The organism is Streptomyces sp. NPDC006235 (assembly GCF_040613735.1).
Lineage (GTDB): Bacteria > Actinomycetota > Actinomycetes > Streptomycetales > Streptomycetaceae > Streptomyces.
On the sequence record NZ_JBEXSR010000015.1, the window covers coordinates 39,989 to 60,923 of the forward strand.

Here is a 20,935-nt window from a genome sequence, read left to right on the forward strand (position 1 = left end):
GGGTCTGGAGGGGGTGGATTTGCCGGACCTCGTCCTGGGCGTACGCAGACGAGGTAGCGGTTGTCGTGCCTCAAGCGGCGGTGCGCAGTTCCGCGGCGGTGGCGGCGGTGATGTCGTGGTGGGTGACGCCGGGGGCGGTTTCGACAAGGACCAGGCCGTTGTCGGTAACATCGATGACGCCCAGGTCCGTGATGACGCGGTGGACGCAGGCCTGCCCCGTGAGGGGCAGGGTGCACTCCTCGAGGATCTTGGGGCTGCCGTCCTTGGCGGTGTGATCCATGAGGACGATGACGCGGCGGGCGCCGTGGACGAGGTCCATGGCACCGCCCATACCCTTGATCATCTTTCCGGGGATCATCCAGTTGGCGAGGTCGCCGGTCGCGGAGACCTGCATGGCACCGAGCACGGCGGTGTCGATGTGGCCGCCGCGGATCATTCCGAAGGACAGGGCGGAGTCGAAGAAGGCTGCTCCCGGGAGCACGGTGACGGTTTCCTTGCCGGCGTTGATGAGGTCGGGGTCGACGTCGCGTTCACTGGGGTAGGGCCCGGTGCCGAGGATGCCGTTCTCGGAGTGGAGGACGACGTGGACTCCCGGCGGGAGGTGGCCCGGGACGAGGGTGGGCAGGCCGATGCCGAGGTTGACGTAGGAGCCGTCGGTGAGTTCGGCGGCGGCGCGGGCGGCCATCTGGTCGCGGGTCCAGGGCATCAGCTGTGCACCGTCTCTCGTGCCTCGGGCGCGGCAATCGTACGCCGTTCGATCGGTTTGTCGGCGGCTTGCGCGGGCGTGAGGGCGAGGACCCGCTGGACGAAGACGCCGGGCAGATGGATCGCGTCGGGGGGCAGCTCGCCGGGTTCTACGAGTTCCTCGACCTCGGCGATCGTGATGCGGCCGGCCATGGCGGCCAGTGGGTTGAAGTTGGCGGCGGCCTTGTTGAAGACCAGGTTGCCGTGCGTGTCGCCGCGCCAGGCGCGGACGAGGGCGTAGTCGGTGGTGATGCCGTGTTCGAGGACATGCGCGCGGCCGCCGAAGGAGCGCTTCTCCTTTGCGGGGGAAGCGAGGGCGATGCTGCCGTCCGCCGCGTATCGCCAGGGCAGGCCGCCGTCTGCGACCTGTGTGCCCACGCCTGCCGGTGTGTAGAAGGCCGGGATGCCGGCCCCGCCGGCCCGTAGCCGCTCGGCCAGGGTGCCTTGCGGTACGAGTTCGACCTCCAGCTCGCCGCTGAGGTACTGGCGGGCGAACTCCTTGTTCTCGCCGACGTAACTGCCGGTCACGCGGCTGATGCGGCCGTCGCCGAGTAGTAGGCCGAGGCCCTGGCCGTCTACGCCGCAGTTGTTGGAGACGACCTTCAAACCGGTGGTGCCCTGGGCGTGCAGGGCGTCGATGAGGGCGGCCGGTATGCCGGACAGACCGAAGCCGCCAACGGCGAGTGAGGCCCCGTCGGAGATGTCGGCGACCGCCTCGGCGGCGCTCGCGCTGATCTTGTTCACGTGCGGGTCCTTTCAGCCGGAGGTCGGCCGAGGGTCAAACGGGGGAGCCGGGCCTGCTCTCCGCCGCGCGGTTCACGGGCGCGTGCGCGGGCGTGTACGGGCGCGAGGGACGGCCACCGGTTCGGCACCGGATACCACGGTGTTGGAGACGGTGCCGATGCCCTCGACGGTGAGGGTGACGGTGTCGCCGGGCTTGAGCGGTGGCGGGTCCTGGCGGCCGCGCACGCCCCAGAGTTCGGCGAGGCAGCCGCCGTTGCCGCAGGTGCCGGAGCCGAGTACGTCGCCGGGGCGGACCCAGGTGCCGCGGGAGGCGTAGGCGGTCATGTCCTCGAAGGTCCAGCTCATGTTGGACAGCAGGTCCTTGCCGACGACCTCGCCGTTGATCTCGGCGGTCAGCGCCAGGCGCAGGAAGCCGTCGCTGTCGCGGAAGGGCTCCAGCTCGTCCGCGGTGACGAGGTAGGGGCCGAGGGTGGTGGCGGTGTCCTTGCCCTTGCAGGGGCCGAGGCTGACCTGCATCTCGCGGGACTGGAGGTCGCGTGCGGACCAGTCGTTGTAGATGGTGTAGCCGATGATGTGGTCGCGGGCCTGCTCGGGGGTGAGGTCCCGGCCTTCGCGGCCGATGACCGCGGCGACTTCGAGTTCGAAGTCCATTGCCTGGCTGCCGGGCGGCACGGGGACGTGGTCGTGAGCGCCGATGACCGCGTAGGGGTTGGTGAAGTAGAAGGTGGGCGCGTCGTACCAGGCGTCCGGGGCGCCCGGGATTCCGTCGATGTTTCGCCGTACGCCCTCGACGTGTTCCTCGAACGTGATGAAGTCGCGTACGGACGGCGGTTGGAGCGGCGGCAGCAGTCGCACCTGGGAGACGTGCGGGCCGCGCGGCACGTCCACGCTTGCGTTGCCCGCCTCGCGCAGTGCCTCGGGACCGGCCTGGATCAGGTCGAGAAGCGTTCCCGCGCCGGGGCAGGGGTAGAGGGTGCCGTCGTCCTCGACGGTGGCGAGACGGCTGCGGCCGTGCTGTTCGTACGTGGCGAAACGCATGGCATTCCTAGGGAGCTGGGTGGGTTGACACAGGCCGGGGGCCCGGCGGCCTGGCAGGGCGGGGGAGTACGCCGAGCCCCCGGGGTCAAGGGGTCAGACCGGTGGAGCGACGAAGACGCCGCGGTCGACGTCGTTGAGCATCTCCTTGGCGACCATCTCGTTCATCGGGTTGGACGTGCCCCACTGGTCGGCGTTCTCGGGCTTGGTCAGGTCGTAGATGTGCGGGTGCCAGGTGTCCTCGTCCAGCTTTTCGAGCTCGGTGGTGTACTCCACGGTGTTGCCGTGCGGGTCGAGGAAGTACGTGAAGGTGTTGTCGCCCGCCATGTGCCGCCCCGGGCCCCAGATCTTGCGGGCGCCGGAGCGCATCACGCGGCCGGAGCCGCGCATGTACTCGTCGATGCCGCGCATCTCGAAGGAGAGGTGCTGCAGGGAGGTGTGCGGGCCGCTGGCGATGGCCATGGAGTGGTGCTGGCTGCTGATCCGCATGAAGTGCATGACCTCGCCCATGTGCGGCAAGGCCATCGTGTCGGACAGCCGGAAGTCGAGGTGCTGCTCGTACCAGGCGCGGGTGGCGTTGATGTCGGGGGAGTTCAGGACGACGTGCGAGAGACGGACCGGGATGGACTCCTTCTCCTCGATACGGCGGTGCCGGCGCGCCTCGACGTCGGCCGAGACCTCGATGGTGCGTCCGTCGATGTCGAAGAAGCGGAAGCCGTAGCCGCCGCCGGGGGTGTCGATCTTGCCTGGCTGGGAGATCAACTGCACTCCACCCGCGAGGAGTTGCTCGGCAAGCGTGTCCACGTCGGCGGGGTTCGCCGCGCCGTAGGAGATGAGGTCGAGGCGCTTCTCCTCGGCCTTGCGGAGCCGGACGATGTACTGCTCGGGGGAGCCCTCGGCGGCCAGGAAGGAGATGCCGGAGTCCTCGGCGACCTTGGTCAGGCCCCAGACGCCGGCGTAGAAGTCGAGCTGCTTGTCGTAGTCCGGCACGGCCAGGTCGACGTGCCGCAGGTGGGTGAGCAGGCGTGTGCTCATGGTGGGGGTTCTCCTCTGTGCGGTTCGGACGGTTCCGACGGTGCGGACGCTTCAGGCAAGGCGGAGCAGCGCTGCCGCGTTGCCGCCGCGTACGGCGTGGAAGTGGGGGGCGGGCAGGTCCGTGACGTCGCGCAGCGCGCCGAGCGGGTCGTCGGTGCCCATGTCGAAGGGGAAGTCGGAGCCGAGCAGGACCCGGTCGGGGCCGGCCACGCGGATCAGCTCGCGCAGGACGTGCGGGTCGTGGACGAGGGAGTCGAAGTACAGCTGCTTGAGGTAGCTGCTGGGCGGGTGCGCGCAGCCGCGGGTGTCGGTGCGGGCGAGCCAGGCGTGGTCGGAGCGGCCGATGTGGGTGGGCAGATAGCCGCCGCCGTGGGCGGCGACGATGCACAACCCCGGGTGCCGGTCCAGGACTCCGGAGAAGATCAGATGGGACAGGGCGACGGCGTTCTCGGTCGGCTGGCCGACGGTGTTGGACAGGTACCACCGGTTGAGACGCTCGTCGAGCGTGCAGCCGAAGGGGTGCAGGAAGAGGATCGCGCCGGTTTCCTCGGCCCGTGTCCAGAACGGTTCGTACGCGGGGTCCGACAGTTCGCGTCCCGGCGCGTGGCTCGAGATCTCGACACCGCGCAGGCCCAGGCCGAGGGCGTGTTCGAGGGCTGCGACGGCGAGGCCCGGGTGCTGGAGCGGGACGAGGCCGAGGCCGTGCAGCCGTTCCGGGTCCTGGGCGACGTGCGCGGCGGTGCCCTCGTTGGCCAGTTCCCACACCGTACGGGCCAGGTCCTCGTCGGCCCAGTAGTGGTAGTGCGACGGAGAGGGCGAGACCAACTGGACGTCGACCCCGGAGGCGTCCATCGCGGCGAGCCGGGCCTTGACGTCGGTCAGCCTCGGGAAGCGGTCCCGGAACATCGGGCCGCTGACGGCGATGGCCTCGGGGCCGTTGCGGCGGGCGTCGAGATCGCGGGCCGCCGCCAGCCCGGGGTGCCCGGCGACGGCGTCCTCGACCTGAGGGAGCAGGACGTGCGCGTGGACGTCGATCGTGGGTGCGCTGTTCCGGGGACTCACGGGGTTCACGGAGTCTCCTTCAGGGCTGACATCGTGCGGCTCATCAGACCGGGTGCGTCGGCGTCACGGACGCCGTCCAACTGCCACTGACCGAGTTGCACGGACGCTTCTACCACCATGCGGACACGGTTGATCCGGCGTTCGTAGAAGCCGGTCAGCAGGGCGTCGAGGGAACTCCAGTCCTGCTCCTGGCTCAGCATCTCGGCCAGTACGGAGGCGTCCTCCAGCGACATGGCCGCGCCCTGGGCGAGCGTGGGAGGACAGACGTGGGCCGCGTCACCGATCAGGACGACCCGGCCGCGGTGCCAGGAGCCCTCGACGAGCAGCCGGTCGAACCAGGTGTAGTTGACCTTGGCGGGGTCGGTGATGCTCGCGGCGATCTCCGGCCACGCACCCCCGTAGGGCGCGGCCAGCCGCCGCATCTCGTCCGCGTACGAGGCCGGGTCGATGCAGGCGCGGTCGCGGTTGGCCTCGACGAGGTAGGCGTAGATGGTGTTCTTGCTGGTGGGGCAGTAGCCGGCGATGTAGCACGGTCCGCCGTAGGCCAGGGTCATGCGCTCCACGCTCTCGGGGCGGGGCACGGGGACGCGCCAGATGGCCATGCCGGTCGGTTCGGGTTTGTCGCTGATGCCGATCATCGCGCGCGTGCCGGAGCCGACGCCGTCGGCGGCGATGACAAGGTCGTAGCGGCCCTCGGTGCCGTCGCTGAACCGGGCGGTGACGCCGGACGCGTCCTGGACCAGTTCCTCGGCGGTGGTGCCGAGGCGTACCGTCGCGCCGCTCTCGAGTACGGCCTCACACAGAATCTCCTGCAGCCGGGGCCGCTGCATGCCGAAGATCGAGGGCAGGTCGTCCCCACCGGTGCGGAAGTCCTGCTGGACATGGAACACGGTCCCGTCGGGCGCGGCCATGCCGACGGCGTCGACGGCGTAGCCGCTCTCCCGGACCTTGTCCCATACGCCCACTTCGCGCAGCACGCGCAGCGCGTTGCCCTGGAGGGTGATGCCGGAGCCGAGCACGTTCCAGTCGGGCTTGGCCTCGATCAGTTCCACGGCGATGCCCGCCCGCCGCAGCAGCACGGTCACGGCGTTGCCGGACGCGCCGCCGCCTATGACGAGGACGGTGCGGGGACGAGGGTCATTCATGGGTTCTCCCTGAGAAGGTGCCGCGCGACTTCGAGCGGCAGAGGGGGTGTTGCGGGCCGGGCGGGCGAGGGTGCGTAGCCGTCAGGGCGCGGCCCGCCCGGCCGTCCAGGGCGTTACTTGACGGCGATGGGATTCACCGGTGAGCCGACCGACCCGGTGATGGGCAGTGGCGCGGCGGTGAGCCAGAACTCGTACCGGCCGTCGGCGGCGCAATGTGCGGCGAGGGCGTCGAGGTCCCACATCTCCCCGATGAGCAGACCGATGTGAGGGATGGCGACCTGGTGCAGCGGCTGGAAGGCGTGTTCGAACTCGTTGGGCCGCACCTCGAAACCCCAGGTGTCGGTGGCGATCCCGGCGATCTCGCTTCGGTGCAGCCAGCCGGCCGTACTGAAGCTCAACCCGGGTGCCGGCCCGCCCGCGTAGTCGCCCCAGCCTTCGTGACGGGCGCGGGCCAGCCGCCCGGTGCGCACGAGGACCAGGTCCCCACGACCGACGGTCACACCATGCGAGGCAGCGGTTGCGGTCAGGTGCTCCTCGGTGATGGCGAAGCCGTCGGGGAGTTCGCCGTCCTGACCGACGACCAGGCCCACGTCGAGGAGGACGCCCCGCCCGGCGACGTGCGAAGCCATGTGCTCGATACCGGTGACCAGATCGCCTTCGGAGGTGACGACCTTCTCCGCCGAGCGGCCGTTCCACGCCTTGCCGTGATCGAAGATGTGCCCGAGCCCGTCCCACTGGGTGGAGCACTGCAAGGGCATGGCGATCACGTCGTCGGCGCCACCGAAACCGTGCGGAAAGCCCTGGCCACCCAGAGCGGCGTCCGTGCCGGTGGCGAGCATCGTGTGCACCGGGTTGGTACGCCGCCGCCACCCTTTCTGCGGGCCGTCCATGTCGAAGCTCTGTGACAAGGAGAAGCTGACGCCGTCGCGGATCAGCGCCGCGCCCTCGCGGCGCTTGGCCTCGTCGAGGAAGTTGAGCGTGCCGAGCACGTCGTCCTCGCCCCAGCGGCCCCAGTTCGAGTACGCCTTCGCGGCCTCGGCGATCGCCGCCTCGGGATCCGTACGGTCGATACGATCGGCGCTCATCGGGTTTCCTCCGCGACACAGCGGGTGCGCTGGGCGCCGAGCCCGGTGACCGAGCCGTCCATCACGTCGCCGTCGCGCAGCAGCCGGCCCCAATGGATGCCGTTGCCGGCCGGGCTGCCGGTCAGAACCAGGTCGCCGGGAAGCAGTTGGGCGGTCTGGGAGATGTAGGAGATCAACCGTGCGACACCGAAGATCATGTCCTTGGTGGACTCGTCCTGCATGGTCTCGCCGTTGAGTTTCAGGGTGACCTGCAGGTCGGAGGGGTCCGCAATGGAGCCGGCCGGGACGATCCACGGACCGAGCGGGGTGAAGCCGGGGGCGTTCTTGCTGCGCAGCCAGTCGGTGCCGATCGGGGGCATGTCCCGGCGGAAGACGGTCGCGCGGTCGGTCAGGTCGTTGGCGATGGTGTAGCCCGCGACGTACTCCAGCGCCTCATCCACGGTGACCCGGTAGGCGGGACGGGAGATCACCACGGCCAGTTCCAGCTCCCAGTCGGGCTTCTCGGCCCAGGCGGGCAGCACCACGTCGTCGTAGGGACCGCTGATCGTGGTCGGCAGGCCGATGAAGACGTACGGGAGGTCCTCGGCGGCCCGCTTGTCCATGATCGCCGCGACCTCGGCGCGGGCCTCCTCGACGGTGCCCGGGGCGTCCGGGGCGCGGTGTGCGACCGCCAGGTCGATCACGTGCTGGCGGTAGTTGGCGCCGGACTGGAAGATCTGCCGGGGCTCGACGGGCGCGTGCACCGTCAGGTCCGCCAGCGGTCGCCAGTCGCGCGTCGGGTCCCCGGCGAGGGTGTGCAGCCGCGGCAGCTCCTCGTCCCAGCGCTCCAGGAGCGCGAGCGTGGTCAGTGCGCGTTCGTCCAGTGCCGTGCGCAGGTCGAGCGCTCGGCCGTCCGGCGTCACGAGGCTCGGGAACCTGGTCTCGCCCGGTGCCGAAAGGGTGCCGATGGCGAACGGTCCGGAGAAGGGGGTGAAGGGTGCCGACGTGGCTGCGGATGTCACGGAGATTTCCTCCCGATTGCGGTGCCACTAATCTGGCCCGTAGATTGCAATCAGGGAAATCGATTTCCTGTATATAGGAATCCAGCCGGCGAATACCGATGGTGGCCGGCTCCGGAATTGGGATGCTTCGTGAACTTGGCCAGCCTGGACCTCAACCTCGTCGTTGCCCTACGTGCCCTCCTGCAGGAGCGCAACGTCACCAGGGCCGGCCAGCGCATCGGGCTCAGTCAACCCGCGATGAGCGCGGCCCTGGCCCGGCTGCGCCGCCACTTCGACGACGACCTCCTCGCCCGGGTGGGCGGAGGGTACGAACTGACCGCCCTCGGACAGGCCCTCCTCGACCGGACCACCACCGCATGCGACCTGCTGGAGCGCGTCTTCGCCAGTCAGGCGGAATTCAACCCCTCCCGCGAGGAGCATGAGTTCACGCTGATCGCCTCGGACTATGCGGTTGCCGTATTCGGCACCGAACTCGCCCGCACCGTCCAAGCCGAGGCACCAGGCATCCGGCTCAGGTTCAAACAGGTGCCGAACGAAATCATCGACAGCACCGGGTCGCTGCTCAGCACCGTGGACGGGCTACTGCTGCCCCACGGCATCATTCGCGGCTTCCCCACGGTCGAGCTCTACCAGGACAGCTGGGTCTTCCTCGTCGCGGATGACAACCCGGAGGTCGGCGAGCAGCTCACCCTCGACGACTTGGCCCGACTGCCGTGGGTGACGTACCAACGAGCCTACGATGCCCCCGCCGCCCGTCAGATTGCCATGCTCGGCATCGAGCCGCGCGTGGCGGTCTCCGTCGACAGTTTCCAGCTGATGCCACTCCTGGTCGTAGGCACCCGCCGGGTAGCTCTCCTTCAAAGGCGTCTCGCCGATGAGCTGGACGGACTCGCATCCGTCCGCATCATGGAACCGCCCTATGACGCCGTGCCGATCCAGCAGGCCTTGTGGTGGCATCCAGTCCACATGCACGACGCGGCGCACATATGGCTGCGGGAGACGATGGTCCGGGTCGCGGAGATGATGGAGGCCGGTCGGCCTGCATCGGCAAAAGGCACCGCCGAGCGACGGCCGACGCCGAATGGCGGCCGCCGCGTGGAGCCGGTTTGAGTAGTTGCTGCTTGCTGATCTGGCTGGAAAGGTTCGCCGACCGGTCCTGTACCAGCGGCGACGATCGCCTGCTCAAGCTGCGTGTATCGGGTCTGGTCCCGGGATGGGCGTGCTGGTAGTCCCGGAAGATCCGCTGGTTTCCGACTCCGCAGGGAGGGAGGAGGGCCGCTGCTGTCCCGTACAACCAGTTCGGGCTCCAGTGCGACCGAGGCTCCTGTTCTCGGCTCGCCCTCGATCTGGGCGACAAGGAGTTCCAGCGCGCGACGCCCGGCCTCGCCGAAGTCTTGCCGCACCGTGGTCGACGGAGGCCACACGTATTCGGCCTCGGGGATGCCGTCGTAGCCGACCAGACTGACGTCGCCGGCACGTCGCGGCGCGCCTCGCGGAGGGCACGCACTACCCCGAGGGCCATCTGGTCGTTGGCGTCGAAGAAACGGCGGTGACATCGGGCATGGCGGCCAGGCGCCGCTCCTGTTCATAGCCCGACTGTGCACACCAATCGCCCGTAAGGGGTCTGTCGAACGAACCACTCTGGCCCGTCGGTGGTGACATCGGGTAGCCGTCAGGGCAGGAGGATGCGGTGGCGGAGGAGGCCGAATCCGGCGCGTCCGTGCATTCGTCTCATGATCCTCTGATGCGGGTGTTGACGCCTTCGGTGCGGCCGTTGTGGTCGAGCAAGGCGAGGTCGGCGTTCACGGCGGGCCGGTCGATTTCGAGGCCGTTGGTGAAGCTGCGCAGGTGGGGCAGGTCGACGGCACGGGCGGCCGTGATCCACTCGGTGAGTTTCACGTCGTTGTCCTCGCCCGGTTTCAGCAGGGCGGCGAGTGCGGTCATCGCCGGGCAGGCCGCGGCGCTCTGCTCCAGCAGGGTCGTTTCCTTCGGGCGCAGGGTTTCGGGGTCGGTGAGCAGGAGACGGCCGGCATGACGTGGTGACGGGGCGCTCGCCTTCGGCGTGGCCCTGATTGAGGTAGAAGATCCACGCCGATCACCCGTGGGACCGCCTGCTGCGGCAGCGGCAGGCGTGGCAGAGAGCGCAGTGCGGTACTGCGGGAGACCGGCACGGCCAGCAGGCCGGCGAGGCGTGCGGCCGCCCGGCCGTATAACTCGCGCGCCACCTGGGATATCTGCCAGGCAAGCCGCACCGTGCGGCGCTACAGATGGCGGGCACTTCCGGTCCGTCTGTATCCGGCCTGGCCTCGACAGCGCACACGTCGAGCGTCAGGTCGGCCGGTCAGGGCTGGACGTGATGAGCGACGAGCAACGCACCGAACTGCGCAGGAGTCTGCGGGGCGACACGGACGAGCTGGAGATCCCCTTCGCCCGGCCCGGCTCTCTGACCCGGGTCTACTGCGTCGCCTCCGGCAGGGGCGGAGTCGGGAAATCGAGTGTCACGGTCAACCTGGCCGCCGCGATGGCCTCCCGCGGGCTGTCGGTCGGTGTGCTGGACGCCGACATCTACGGCCACTCCGTTCCGCGGATGCTGGGAGTGACGGCCGGCCCCACCCGCGTCCAAAAGATGATCAGGCCGCCCGGAGCGAACGGTGTGAAGGTGATCTCCGTCGGCATGTTCACCTCGGGCCTCTCCATAGCCCAGTTGCTTCCCGACTCCGAGATCCTCGTGGTGACCACACCGCAGGCGGCCGCGGCCGAGGTGGCCGTGGCGCTCCGCGGAATCGCGGAGCGGCTGTCCGTACGCCGACGCGGCCTGGCCGGTTGCCGGCTCCCGGTCAGCCCGTAGACAGTGGCTGATTCGTGTCCGGGTGGCCTCCGCCGCAGCGTCGGCTCGCAGGACTCCCTGAGTTACTTCCGCCCGCTGTACAACCCTCGGTGTCCCCTGTGAGTCTCCCTAACGCCTCCCCCCGCTTCATTTCGTAAATGCCTTGGCACTTGGCACACTCGGAGCGTTCATAGTGATAACCGGCATCAAGGGCGTACGTATCCGCAGAGCCGCAACTGTCGCCGCCGTCGGCGCGCTGCTCGCGGGCGGCGCCCTGACCGCGCCCGCGCAGGCAGCGACCGCGCCCTCGGTCAGCGCCAAGGGCGCGTTCATGCTCAACAGCGGGACGGGCTCCACGCTCTACAGCAAGTACGCTGACACCAAGCGGCCCATGGCGAGCACCACCAAGATCATGACGGCTCGCGTGGTGCTGAGCACTCCCGACCTGAACCTCGACCGTAAGGTCACCATCAAGCAGGCTTACCGGGACTACGTCACCGCCAAGGGCGCGAGCACCGCGGATCTCAAGACCGGCGACAAGGTCACCGTCCGTCAGTTGCTCCATGCGATGTTGCTGCCGTCCGGCTGCGACGCCGCGATGGCCCTCGCGGACACGTTCGGCACCGGTACGACCGTCTCGGCGCGGACCAAGTCGTTCATCAGCAAGATGAACGCCAAGGCGGACACCCTCGGCCTGACCAACACGCACTTCGACTCGTTCGACGGCAACTCGACGCAGAACACGAACTACACGACGCCGCGCGACCTCGCCAAGCTCGCGCGCAGCGCGATGAAGTACTCGACGTTCGCGGGCATCGTGAAGAAGCCGAAGACCGTGCAGTACGCGACGACCAGCACCGGCGGCACCCGCACGTACACCTGGTACAACACCAACCAGTTGCTGGGCTCCTACAGCGGGGCGATCGGGGTGAAGACGGGCACCAACACGCCGTCCGGCCCCTGCCTCGTCTTCGCCGCGACCCGCAACAGCAAGACGGTCATCGGCGTGCTCCTGAACGACCAGTACCGCTACACGGACGCCGCCAAGTTGCTGGACTACGCCTTCGGAACCAGCTCGGCGAGCACCATGCGACTGCGCACCCTGCCGACGGGCGCACAGAGGGACTGACCTGAGCCGACGGGTGCGTCAGCCCCGGGCCGTTCCCGGGAGTGGCCCGGGGATGGCCCGCATCTCGGTCTCGGAGACGAGACCGGGATGTGTCTACTTCTCCCAGATCCTGCGGTAGGCCTCGCGGTCTCCCTCCGAGTCCCAGGACAGTGCGCCGCCGCTGGTGGCGGCGGTGGTGACGTGGACGGGGGCGACGTAGCCGCTGGCCGGCTTGCCGGCGAAGGAACGGTTGAACTCGTCGATGATCTGCCAGCCCTGTCCGGACAGCGGTTCTGGCACGGTGGCGGCCTGGAACTCCTTGCCGTTGATGCGCTGGAAGGCCGAGGGGTCGCCGTCACCGGCCCCGATGTTGACCGGGGCGCGGACGCCTACGCCGACGCGGTGACCGCCGCTCTGGAGGCCCCCGACCCCTTGAGGCCCCGGCTCGCGGCTCGCTGCCCGCCTCACCCGGGCACGAACCCCTCTACAAGGCCATGCTCCGTGCCGGCCAGGGTGCCTCCGCACCGGCGTCGAGAGCAGGTCCATGACCGGGTGCCGAAGATGTGCCCGCCGGTCGCCATGGTGTAGGGAGCGGGTCCTGGTTCGGTGGGTGGGCGGCCGCCGTATCCGAGCAGGGTGATGGTTCCCTGCGCGGTGTTGTCGCCGATGGCGTCGTATTCGCGGCGATCGTAGGGGTGGTAAAAGGCGGTGTTGAACCGGGCCAGCGCCCAGGCGGTCGCGTCCTCGGGGTCATGCCGGCGTCCCGCTCGGGGTGATGGTGTCCGGGCTGGTGGACCTCGTAGTGGATGTGGGCCGGACGGTGGAGGCTGCCTCCGAGGGCTGCGACGGCTTGGACGACTCCGTCGACCTCCATGGTGGAAGGGTCGGCAGAGGCGACGGGTGTGATGGTGGTGTAGGTGTAGCGGCCGTCGGCGTCCGTGAACAAGTGGCCGCGCAGGTTGTACGTGGGCACCCCGTCGTCGTACAGCGCGGAGTAGTTGCCGTTGTTGGCCGCGTGGTAGATGTCCAGCTTGGCGCCCTCGAGCGGCTGACCGTGGCCGTCCAGGACGCGGCCGGACACGATCAGGGGCGTGCCCGGTTCGTCCGGTCGCATCGGCAGGATGCCAGATCGGTGGCCACGTTGAGGTCGTCGAAGGGCAGTCCCTCCTCGTCGCGCATGCGGGCCAGAGCGTCCTTGAATGCGTTGACGAGCCGGACCGCGCGGGGGTTGATCAGTGCCGGGTCGGCGTAGGACGGATCGGTGGTCGTGGTCATGCCGGTCTACTCCTCGAAAACAGTGGGGATGAGTTGATGGCAGGTGGGACGAAGGGCGGATCACGAAGGTCGGCCCGGTGTCAGAGGCTGAACACGAGCTCTGCCTGGTCGCGCTTGGTGGTGTGGAGGTCCCAGTAGACGGGGGAGATCTCCTCGGGCTGGGCGGTCGGGAAGCCGGGGACGGCCGGGGTGCCGATCGACACGTCGATGCCGACGTGGGCGGCCTGGATGCCGGTGCCGTCCAGCTCCTTGTGGAGGTTGATCGCCCAGTTGCGCAGCGCAGCTGCGGCGGCGTTGACGTTGCCGACCTGCGGCACGGGGTCGATGGAGCCGGCGCCGGTGGTGTACAGCAGGGTGCCCGCGCCGGCTTCACGCATCGCAGGCAGCACTGCCTTGGTGGCGGCGATGGCCCCGTACAGCTGGAACTCGATCTCGTGCTGCACGTGAGACGGCTCGGTCTCGACCGGAGTGGTCAGAGCGGTGGAGCCGAACGTCCCCACCGGGGAGCAGTCCAGCACGTCGATGCCACCGAACCGGCTGGCGGCGTCCTTGAGCGCATGGGTGGGCGCTTCATGGTCGAGCACGTCCGCGGGGAACGCGGCAGTGGTGATGCCCTCGGCGGTCAGCGTGCCGACGAGCGTGTCGAGCTTGTCGCGGTTGCGGGAGATCAGGGCGACGTCGAGGCCCTGGGAGCCGAAGGTGCGGGCCCATCGTCGATTCGGATAGGTCTATCCGGTTACCTCTCCACGGTACCACGGAACTGGATAGGGCGATCCGTTGTCTGCTGGGCGGTTCCCCCTACGCCCGCAGCCGAGGGATCGATTGCCCGCGGAGCCTGGCCCAGCCCTCACTGCCTCGCTGCCGTCGTCGTGTATCGCCCATGTATGGCCGCTCTCTAGCGTGGACGCCGATGGAGGCGCCATGTGGGGAATGATCACCGGGCAGCTGCGCAGACAGTCCGTGCGGACGTTGACGTTGCTGGTCGGTGTGCTGGTGGCCACGGCCGGGTTCACTCTGCTGACGGGGTCCGTGGAGACTTCACGCCTGACGGTGAAGGCGTCCGCCGACGCCAGCTTCCGTGCCGCGTACGACATCCTCGTGCGGCCCGCCGGCGCGCGGACCGGGCGCGAGGAGTCCGTCGGGCAGGTGCGCCCCAATTTTCTGTCCGGGCAGTTCGGTGGGATAACTCCCGGTCAGTGGCGGGAGATCGCCGGTCTGCGAGGGGTGGAGATCGCCGCTCCCGTGGCGATGCTCGGCTATGTGCAGGCCGGGACGCACGCCCGGGTCGATGTGACCGGCCGGCTCGACCCCGCGGCCGACCGGCAGCTGCTGCGGCTGCGCACTACCTGGACCACGGACCGGTCGCTGAGCAAGGCCCAGGACCCGGGTTCGGTGTACGTCTACGTCACGAGCAATCCGGTCGTGCTGCCGGATGCCGGATCGACGGCCAGGGACCCGAGTTGGAGGAGTCTGTACACGTACCGCGGACGGCACCTGACCGAGGTCGGTGACGCGCTGAACCAGGGGGACAGCCCCTGCGACGAGGGTGAGATGCCTCCGCTCGAGGTGCTGCCCGGGGGAAAGTTCGAGCCGCTGTGTGCCCTTCGTACAGTCTCCTCGTACGGCGGTGGCGCGGTCAATGACCAGCTCGATCCCGCCCAGCGCAGCGAACTCGTCGTCGTGCGGCGGCATGCGGACGGCAGCTTCACCAGCGGGACGGACGTGCACAACCGCACGACCTCCCGCCGCGCGGTGGTCGACATCGACTGGTCGATGACGCTGCTGCTCGCCGCCGTCGATCCCGAGCAGGAGGCCCGGCTGGTCGGGATCGACGGGGCGATGGCCTCCGGCCGGTATCTGAAGGACGGTGAGAAGCCCGCCGTGGACACGCGGGGCGGATCGCGGTTCGAGGACATCCCGCTGATCGTTACGGACCGGCCCTACCTGGACGAGCAGTTGAGCACGTCCGTCTCAAGGGTCACGGGAACGCTTCCGAAGCTTTCCGGGCGTGGCGGGAAGGAACTGCGCGGCCTGCTGGCCGGGCTGCCCGTCAGCCCGGGGCCGACCACGCGCGCCGACGCCGACACCGTGTTCCGGCGGTCGGTCGCGGACGGCACGATCGACGTCAACCCCTTCGTCGTCCTCCAGGCCGGAGCCCCCCGCTATGCGGCCGGCGGGGGAGTGCTGCGGCCCGCGCCCGTCGCGTCGGACAGCGGTGAGCTGTGGCGGCAGTCGACGTACGGCGGCGATCTGCCGGCGTGGTTCGTTCAGGACACGGCGTTCCGGCCGGTGACCAGGCTGCCCGGAACCGACGCGAGCCAGGACCACTTCCCGCAGTTCAGCGTGGTCGGCACCTACGCCGTCGAGCGCCTGAAGGGCTTCTCGAAACTGTCCGAAGTGCCCCTGGAGACCTACCGGCCGCCCGCCGCCCGTGCGGCCGACGAGGCCGGACGCGCCGCACTCGGCGGCCGGGCGCTCGCCCCCAACAGCAACCCGGGCGGCTACCTCGCCACCCCGCCGCAACTGCTCACCACCCTCCAGTCGGTCGAGGCCGTCACCGGCCCCGACTCCCCGCACGCGAAGGACCCGATCTCCGCGGTGCGGGTCAGGGTCGCCGGGGTGCACGGAACGGACGAGGCGTCCCGGGAACGTATCCGCGCGGTCGCCGAGGCGATCACCACCCGCACCGGGCTCGACGTGGACATCACGGCGGGTTCCTCCCCGGCGCCGCAGCAAGTGGCGCTGGCCAAGGGCAAGTTCGGGCGGCCCGCGCTCGCGCTGACGGAGAACTGGACCGCCAAGGGCACCGCCGTCGCACTCGTCGAGGCCGCCGACCGCAAGAGCGTGCTGCTCTTCGGCCTGGTGCTCGGCGTGTGCGCGCTGTTCCTCGGCAATGCCGTGGCCGCCTCCGTACGCACCCGGCAGCGCGAACTGGCCGTCCTCGCCTGCACCGGCTGGACGGGCGCCCGCCTCGCGGGACTCGTCCTCGGCGAGGTCGCCCTGGTCGCGGCCGTGGCCGGTGCCGCCGGTGCCGGGGCCTCGTTCCCGCTGGGCTGGGCCTTCGGCCTCGACGTCACCGCGGGGCGTGCGCTGTCGGCGATACCGCTGGTGGTGGCCACGGCGCTGCTGGCCGGTGCGCTTCCGGCGATACGGGCAGGGCGGCCGTATCCCGCACAGGCGCTGCGGGGCTCGGTTGCCGGGCCGCGGCGGGCCCGGCGCGCCGGGCCCGCACGCACGCTGCCCGGGCTCGCGGTGAGCGGGGCGCTGCGCACGCCGTCCCGTTCGGTGCTCGGCGCGTTGGCCCTCGCGGTGGGGGTGGCCGCGGTCTCCCTGCTCACGGCGGTCATGTGGACGTTCCAGGGCACGGTCCAGGGCACGCTCCTCGGCGAGGCGGTGTCCCTCGAGGTGCGCGGGGTCGATGTGGCCGCGGCCGTCCTCACGGCGGCCCTGGGGGTGTTCGCCCTCGCCGATGTCCTCTATCTCGACAGCTGTGAACGGGACGGGGAGTTCGCCATGCTGCGGGCCTGCGGCTGGGCCGACACCGAGGTCATGCGACTGGTCGTCGCGCAGGGTGTGGTGATCGCCGTGGCGGGCGCGCTGCCCGGCGCGGCGACGGGGCTCGCACTGACCGTGGCCTTCACCGGCTCGATTCCGGCGGGGCTGCCGGTGGCGGTGGGCGTGGTGGCGGTGGCGGGAGTACTGGCGGCCGCGGCGGGCAGCGCCGTCGCAGCCGGCCTCGCGGTACGGCGGTCGCCGGCGGGGCCGTTGGCCGAAGAGGGATGATCCAAGAAGGATGGACAGAGGTACGGAGAGGGAGAGAGAACCCTATGGGGGACGGTGCGTCGGTCCTGGTGGAGGACCTGCACAAGAGCTTCGGCACCGGTGACGGGCTGATCAAGGCCGTCGACGGCATCAGCCTGGACATCCCGGCCGGGCACAGCGTCGCCCTCGTCGGCGCCTCCGGCTCCGGCAAATCCACGCTGCTCCACCTCATCGGGGCCATCGAACGGGCCGATGCGGGACGGGTGGTGGTGGACGGCCAGGACGTCACCGCGCTGGGGCGGCGGGCCGCCGCTTCGTACCGGCGCACGGTGGGGTTCGTGTTCCAGCGGTTCCATTTGCTGCCGGGCCTGAGCGCGCTGGACAACGTGCTGGCTCCCGTGCTGCCCCGCAAGGCCGGCTTCGACCGGGACGCACGCGCCCGTGAACTCCTCGCGGCGGTGGGCCTTCAGGGACGGGAGTCGGCGTTGCCCTCGCAGCTGTCCGGCGGACAGCAGCAGCGCGTCGCGGTGGCACGGGCGCTGATCGCCCGGCCCCGGCTGCTGCTCGCCGACGAACCCACCGGGAGCCTGGACTCGGCGACCGGTGAGCAACTCATGGACCTGGTGGGCGAGCTGGCCGCCGAGTACGGCTGCACGCTTGTGGTGGCCACGCATGACATGGGGGTGGCGGAACGCTGCACGGACGTGCTGCGCGTACGGGACGGGCGGCTCGGTGAGGTGGCGGGCAGCGGCGGCTCGGGATCGGGGCGTCCCCGGTGAGAGGGCGCACGTGGTCCGCGTATCGGCGATGTATGGCAGGCGTATGCCGTCCCCGTAGCGTCATGGACGAACGCCGTCGTGACGGGCGACGGCCCCACATGGGGGACCTGCCATGCGCACTTTGAACCGACTCGCAGACTCGGTCCTCGGCCGGGTGGTACCGCGCGCCGAGGCCGAGGCCAGCACCACGGAGTACTGGTGCCGCCGCGACACGAGCTGCGGCCCCCAGTACCCCTCCGCCAAGGGGAACTGGCGCCGCACCTGCCAGTCGCCGGGAACGAACTGCACCGCGTGGACGCTCTACTCCTGCTGCTACTGACGCGGTTCCTGCTGTCCCCGGTGCCTCCCCGTGGCATCAGTTGCGCCCGGCTCTCCGTCGCGTCCTGCGGCGAAGGGCCGGGCGTTCGTGCCGAGCACCACCGCGACCACCACGTCCACGGGTACGAGGCCGACGGTCCGCGAGTCCGTGCTCAACGCCGCGTTGTCACCGAGCACCGCCATCCGCCCGGGCGGCACCCGGCCTGGACACCCGGGAACCCCGGCCGGAACCGGGTCGCCCGGCAACGCCGCGACCCGTTTCACCCACAGCCCGTCCCCGTCCGCGACAGGCCCCACCACCCGGGCGCCGTCCGGCAGTTGCACCGGCAGGACGACCACCTGACCCACGCGCAGCCGCCGGCCCGCCGAGCCGCCGCGCCACCCCGGAAACCGCCCGTCTCCGCCAGGAAGCCGCCCGCCTCGCCCCGGAAGCCGCCCGTCTCCGCCCGCACGACCTCTGAGCCGACGGGCCAGGACCACCGCCCCGTCCCGCAGGCCTGGCTCCATGCTGTGCCCCCGTACGGTCACGAGCATCAGCCACCTGCCGAGCACCCGCTTCACCCCGCGACCTCCTGCTCCCGGCCGGGTGGCTCGGCCCCCTGAACCACCGCCACCTCCCGCTCCGGCCCCGACGCGTCCTCCCGGAACCCCGCCGCCTGACCCCGGAACAGCTCGGCGTAGCGTCCCGACGGCAACCTCATCAGCTCCTCATGCGGCCCTTCCTCCCGCACCGCACCCCCGTCGAGGAGCACGATCCGGTCCGCGGGACGCACCTCGCTCAGCCGGTGCGAGATCAGCAGCCGGGCCCGTCCCCGCCCCAACCCCCGGATCACACCGGCCACTTCGGCCTGAGCATCCGGATCGAGGCCCGACGTCGGTTCATCGAGCACGAACAGGTCCCGGTCCGCCCGCAGCAACGCCCGGGCCAGTGCCACCCGTTGCCACTGCCCGCCGGAGAGCACCACACCGCTGTCCCGGTCGTTCGCCCCGAAGAACCCCCGGGTCAGCATCGTGTCGTACCCGGCCGGGAGACCCGCGAGGACCTGGTGCACCCCCGCCTCGCGCGCGGCCTCGACGACCTCCGGGCCGGGTGCGCCGTCGGGAGTGCGAACGGCCAGCGCCGGATCGCCGAGCGCGATGTTCTCCGCCGCCGTCATCTCGTACGAGACGAAGTCCTGGAAGACCACACTGAGCCGGTCCCGCAGCGACTCGGGTGTGAACTCCCGCAGATCCGTCCCGTCCCACAGGATCCGCCCACGTTCGGGGTCGTAGAACCGGCAGAGCAGTTTGACCAGGGTGCTCTTGCCGGCCCCGTTCACGCCGACGAGCCCCACGCTCTCCCCGGCGCGCACCGTCAGCGTCACGCCCCGCAGCACCCACGGCAGATCCGGGGCGTAACGGAACCACACGTCGTCGAGGACGATCCGGTCGCGCAGGGGGCCCGCGACCCGCCGCGCCGTGCCGGGCCGTGCGCCGCCTTCGGCCACGGCCACGTACTCGGCGAACACCAGGAGATGCTGATGGCCGTTGGCCACCGCCGTGACCGCCGAGCCGAGTCCGCCCTGTACCGAGGCGACCGCCGCGAGGAACACGGAGAGGTCCCCGACGGTCAGTGTCCCGGCCGACACCCGGCCCACCGCCCACAGCAGTCCGCCGCCCGCGATACCCGAAGCGAGCAGCGTGGGCAGGGAGTTGACGCTCAGACGGCGCACGTCGAGCCGGTGCCGGATCCGGTTGACGGCCCGCCGCTCGACGAGCATGCGCTCCCGCAGCACATCCCCGATGCCGAACAGCCGTATCTCCTTGGCCGCCGTCGTACCGCCGAGCAGCGTCGAGAAGAACGCCTCGCGGCGCTCGCCGGCCGTGACGCCCGCGAACGCCGCGGCTGTCGCCCGGGCCAGCCGTAGCTCCGCGACCAGCTTCGGTACGGCACCGAGCAGCACCAGTCCCGCGAGGACCGGGCTGACGGTGGCCAGAATCCCGGCGAACCCCACCAGCGTCCACCCCGACCGCAGCACGATCAGCGCGCACTGCACCAGCTGTACGGGGGTGTCCTGGCCGGACTGCTGGGCGAGCCGGAGCCGGTCGAGCCGTACCGGATCCTCGTACAGGTCCAGACCCGGATGGGCGTTGACCGCACGGAACAGCCGGTCCTGCGCGGTCAGCGCCACGGCCCGGGTGAGCACGCCCTGGCAGAGATCGTCGACGTACGGCAGGAGCGCGAGCAGCACGCCGATCCCGGCCAGGGCCGCGGCGGTCGCGGTGACCTCGCGCGTCCCGGGCCCGGTGAGCGAGTCGATCAGCTGCTTGGTCAGCCAGGCCGCCGCGATCGGCCCGGTGGCCTCGACGACGGCGAGCAGCAGCGTCGCCGCGAGGGCGCGGCGGTGCGCGCCGAGCGCGAGCCGCAGCGCCGTGGCCGCGACCCGGGGCCGGGACACGGGGTGCTGCGCGGGGTGCGTCATACGACCGGCCGGCCCACGATCCCCGCTTTGGCGATGAGCTCCGGCGCGCTCACCGCCGACCAGCGGATCGCGACGCCGTCGCCGGTGTCCTCGAGACCGCAGACCAGGGGCAGCCCGTCCACGCGGAACGTGGTGATCCACGACTCGACCCAGGGGTCCTTCGGGTCGCCGACGATGACCCGGGCCACCGGTTCCAGGGCCTTCGTGAAACGCGTGTTGTCGTCGTCGGTGCCCTCGGAGAGGACGGCGACGACACGTTCGCTGCCGCCGGGCTCGTCCATGGCGCGCGTGACGACCAGCGGCAGCAACTGCTCGCAGGGCTCGCAGCCCGGTGCGAAGAAGGCGACGAGCGCGGGCCGGGTGCCGTCCGGTATGTCCACCGTGGCACCGGCGGTCAACCGGTGGGCGTCGGTGATGCCGGTGACCGGTCCGGGCGCCGCGTGGGCCGGGCGGGCCTCGATCTCTTTGAGCCGGCGGATGACGCCGTACAGGAGAAGGAGATTGAACAGGCCGAGGAGCAGGCCGAGTACGGAAAGACCGAGGGACACGGGGA

General features: G+C 70.5%; 18 protein-coding genes and 5 pseudogenes. 6 read left to right on the forward strand and 17 right to left on the reverse strand.

The window, feature by feature from the left end; all coding sequences use genetic code 11:
- Positions 1-70 precede the first annotated feature (70 nt).
- The 8 genes from ABZ192_RS19375 to ABZ192_RS19410 all read right to left on the reverse strand — a co-directional run bounded on the left by ABZ192_RS19375 (position 71) and on the right by ABZ192_RS19410 (position 7,851).
- Positions 71-706 carry a CoA transferase subunit B gene (locus tag ABZ192_RS19375; protein ID WP_356925672.1) on the reverse strand — a complete coding sequence of 212 codons (636 nt, stop codon included), beginning with the start codon at positions 704-706 and terminating at the stop codon, positions 71-73.
- Positions 706-1,488: a CoA transferase subunit A gene (locus ABZ192_RS19380; RefSeq protein WP_356925673.1), complete on the reverse strand. Its 783-nt coding sequence runs from the start codon at positions 1,486-1,488 to the stop codon at positions 706-708. The genes ABZ192_RS19375 and ABZ192_RS19380 overlap by 1 nt, the downstream gene beginning before the upstream one ends.
- A 72-nt stretch (positions 1,489-1,560) precedes the next feature.
- Positions 1,561-2,526, reverse strand: coding sequence for a fumarylacetoacetate hydrolase family protein (locus tag ABZ192_RS19385; RefSeq protein ID WP_356925674.1), 966 nt, complete (start codon positions 2,524-2,526; stop codon positions 1,561-1,563).
- Between the two features lie 93 nt (positions 2,527-2,619).
- Positions 2,620-3,558: a VOC family protein gene (locus ABZ192_RS19390; RefSeq protein ID WP_356925675.1), complete on the reverse strand. Its 939-nt coding sequence runs from the start codon at positions 3,556-3,558 to the stop codon at positions 2,620-2,622.
- Between the two features lie 51 nt (positions 3,559-3,609).
- The gene (locus ABZ192_RS19395) at positions 3,610-4,629 is read right to left on the reverse strand and encodes an amidohydrolase family protein (protein ID WP_356925676.1); all 1,020 of its coding nucleotides are present in this window, start codon (positions 4,627-4,629) and stop codon (positions 3,610-3,612) included.
- Complete coding sequence (locus ABZ192_RS19400) at positions 4,626-5,765, reverse strand: FAD-dependent oxidoreductase (protein ID WP_356925677.1); 1,140 nt, start codon at positions 5,763-5,765, stop codon at positions 4,626-4,628. The genes ABZ192_RS19395 and ABZ192_RS19400 overlap by 4 nt, the downstream gene beginning before the upstream one ends.
- A gap of 113 nt (positions 5,766-5,878) precedes the next feature.
- Positions 5,879-6,850 (reverse strand): cyclase family protein, encoded by a 972-nt coding sequence (locus ABZ192_RS19405; protein WP_356925678.1) that lies wholly within the window; start codon positions 6,848-6,850, stop codon positions 5,879-5,881.
- Positions 6,847-7,851 (reverse strand): fumarylacetoacetate hydrolase family protein, encoded by a 1,005-nt coding sequence (locus tag ABZ192_RS19410; RefSeq protein WP_356925679.1) that lies wholly within the window; start codon positions 7,849-7,851, stop codon positions 6,847-6,849. Before ABZ192_RS19410 ends, ABZ192_RS19405 begins: the two co-directional genes overlap by 4 nt.
- A 129-nt stretch (positions 7,852-7,980) precedes the next feature.
- Here ABZ192_RS19410 and ABZ192_RS19415 point away from each other — a divergent pair, with 129 nt between their 5' ends.
- Entirely contained in the window at positions 7,981-8,961 is a 981-nt protein-coding gene (locus ABZ192_RS19415) for a LysR family transcriptional regulator (protein ID WP_356925680.1), read from the forward strand.
- A gap of 155 nt (positions 8,962-9,116) precedes the next feature.
- Here ABZ192_RS19415 and ABZ192_RS19420 read toward each other — a convergent pair.
- Both ABZ192_RS19420 and ABZ192_RS19425 read right to left on the reverse strand, forming a co-directional pair.
- Positions 9,117-9,474, reverse strand: a pseudogene (locus ABZ192_RS19420) (substrate-binding domain-containing protein); the annotation flags it as partial.
- Positions 9,475-9,523: 49 nt separating this feature from the next.
- A pseudogene (locus ABZ192_RS19425) lies at positions 9,524-9,937 on the reverse strand (ISL3 family transposase); the annotation flags it as partial.
- A 261-nt stretch (positions 9,938-10,198) separates the two neighbouring features.
- On the opposite strand from ABZ192_RS19425, the pseudogene ABZ192_RS19430 reads away from it, so the two are divergent.
- Positions 10,199-10,618 (forward strand): annotated as a pseudogene (locus tag ABZ192_RS19430) (P-loop NTPase); the annotation flags it as partial.
- 253 nt (positions 10,619-10,871) lie between these two features.
- The gene (locus tag ABZ192_RS19435) at positions 10,872-11,807 is read left to right on the forward strand and encodes a serine hydrolase (RefSeq protein WP_356925681.1); all 936 of its coding nucleotides are present in this window, start codon (positions 10,872-10,874) and stop codon (positions 11,805-11,807) included.
- Between the two features lie 93 nt (positions 11,808-11,900).
- Here ABZ192_RS19435 and ABZ192_RS19440 read toward each other — a convergent pair.
- The 4 genes and pseudogenes from ABZ192_RS19440 to ABZ192_RS19455 form a co-directional block, all read right to left on the reverse strand.
- Positions 11,901-12,167 (reverse strand): annotated as a pseudogene (locus ABZ192_RS19440) (sugar ABC transporter substrate-binding protein); the annotation flags it as partial.
- A 103-nt stretch (positions 12,168-12,270) separates the two neighbouring features.
- Entirely contained in the window at positions 12,271-12,900 is a 630-nt protein-coding gene (locus tag ABZ192_RS19445; RefSeq protein WP_356925682.1) for a hypothetical protein, read from the reverse strand.
- Positions 12,870-13,061, reverse strand: a complete 192-nt coding sequence (locus tag ABZ192_RS19450) for a hypothetical protein (protein ID WP_356925683.1) — start codon at positions 13,059-13,061, stop codon at positions 12,870-12,872. Before ABZ192_RS19450 ends, ABZ192_RS19445 begins: the two co-directional genes overlap by 31 nt.
- 80 nt (positions 13,062-13,141) lie before the next feature.
- A pseudogene (locus ABZ192_RS19455) lies at positions 13,142-13,759 on the reverse strand (SDR family NAD(P)-dependent oxidoreductase); the annotation flags it as partial.
- A gap of 223 nt (positions 13,760-13,982) precedes the next feature.
- On the opposite strand from ABZ192_RS19455, the gene ABZ192_RS19460 reads away from it, so the two are divergent.
- The 3 genes from ABZ192_RS19460 (at position 13,983) to ABZ192_RS19470 (ending at position 17,921) form a co-directional block, all read left to right on the forward strand.
- Positions 13,983-16,844 (forward strand): FtsX-like permease family protein, encoded by a 2,862-nt coding sequence (locus ABZ192_RS19460; protein ID WP_356925684.1) that lies wholly within the window; start codon positions 13,983-13,985, stop codon positions 16,842-16,844.
- Between the two features lie 44 nt (positions 16,845-16,888).
- Positions 16,889-17,602 carry an ABC transporter ATP-binding protein gene (locus ABZ192_RS19465; RefSeq protein WP_356925685.1) on the forward strand — a complete coding sequence of 238 codons (714 nt, stop codon included), beginning with the start codon at positions 16,889-16,891 and terminating at the stop codon, positions 17,600-17,602.
- Positions 17,603-17,723: 121 nt separating this feature from the next.
- Positions 17,724-17,921 carry a hypothetical protein gene (locus ABZ192_RS19470; protein WP_356925686.1) on the forward strand — a complete coding sequence of 66 codons (198 nt, stop codon included), beginning with the start codon at positions 17,724-17,726 and terminating at the stop codon, positions 17,919-17,921.
- On the opposite strand, the gene ABZ192_RS19475 is transcribed toward ABZ192_RS19470, so the two are convergent.
- The 3 genes from ABZ192_RS19475 to ABZ192_RS19485 are packed head-to-tail and all read right to left on the reverse strand — an operon-like array spanning position 17,915 to position 20,930.
- Positions 17,915-18,454 carry a S26 family signal peptidase gene (locus ABZ192_RS19475; protein WP_356925791.1) on the reverse strand — a complete coding sequence of 180 codons (540 nt, stop codon included), beginning with the start codon at positions 18,452-18,454 and terminating at the stop codon, positions 17,915-17,917. The two genes, ABZ192_RS19470 and ABZ192_RS19475, sit on opposite strands and share 7 nt — an antisense overlap.
- A 23-nt stretch (positions 18,455-18,477) precedes the next feature.
- Entirely contained in the window at positions 18,478-20,382 is a 1,905-nt protein-coding gene (locus tag ABZ192_RS19480; RefSeq protein ID WP_356925687.1) for an ABC transporter ATP-binding protein, read from the reverse strand.
- On the reverse strand, positions 20,379-20,930 hold the full coding sequence (locus ABZ192_RS19485; protein WP_356925688.1) for a hypothetical protein: 552 nt from the start codon (positions 20,928-20,930) through the stop codon (positions 20,379-20,381). The genes ABZ192_RS19480 and ABZ192_RS19485 overlap by 4 nt, the downstream gene beginning before the upstream one ends.
- Positions 20,931-20,935 lie beyond the last annotated feature (5 nt).

Excerpts from the sequence above, each read along its gene's own strand:
- ABZ192_RS19405 (WP_356925678.1), bottom strand. The coding sequence starts at position 6,850 with ATGAGCGCCGATCGTATCGACCGTACGGATCCCGAGGCGGCGATCGCC.
- ABZ192_RS19375 (WP_356925672.1), bottom strand. The coding sequence starts at position 706 with ATGCCCTGGACCCGCGACCAGATGGCCGCCCGCGCCGCCGCCGAACTC.
- ABZ192_RS19450 (WP_356925683.1), bottom strand. The coding sequence starts at position 13,061 with ATGACCACGACCACCGATCCGTCCTACGCCGACCCGGCACTGATCAAC.
- ABZ192_RS19480 (WP_356925687.1), bottom strand. The coding sequence starts at position 20,382 with ATGACGCACCCCGCGCAGCACCCCGTGTCCCGGCCCCGGGTCGCGGCC.
- ABZ192_RS19385 (WP_356925674.1), bottom strand. The coding sequence starts at position 2,526 with ATGCGTTTCGCCACGTACGAACAGCACGGCCGCAGCCGTCTCGCCACC.
- ABZ192_RS19460 (WP_356925684.1), top strand. The coding sequence starts at position 13,983 with ATGTGGGGAATGATCACCGGGCAGCTGCGCAGACAGTCCGTGCGGACG.
- ABZ192_RS19475 (WP_356925791.1), bottom strand. The coding sequence starts at position 18,454 with ATGCTCGTGACCGTACGGGGGCACAGCATGGAGCCAGGCCTGCGGGAC.
- ABZ192_RS19465 (WP_356925685.1), top strand. The coding sequence starts at position 16,889 with ATGGGGGACGGTGCGTCGGTCCTGGTGGAGGACCTGCACAAGAGCTTC.
- ABZ192_RS19400 (WP_356925677.1), bottom strand. The coding sequence starts at position 5,765 with ATGAATGACCCTCGTCCCCGCACCGTCCTCGTCATAGGCGGCGGCGCG.
- ABZ192_RS19390 (WP_356925675.1), bottom strand. The coding sequence starts at position 3,558 with ATGAGCACACGCCTGCTCACCCACCTGCGGCACGTCGACCTGGCCGTG.
- ABZ192_RS19445 (WP_356925682.1), bottom strand. The coding sequence starts at position 12,900 with ATGCGACCGGACGAACCGGGCACGCCCCTGATCGTGTCCGGCCGCGTC.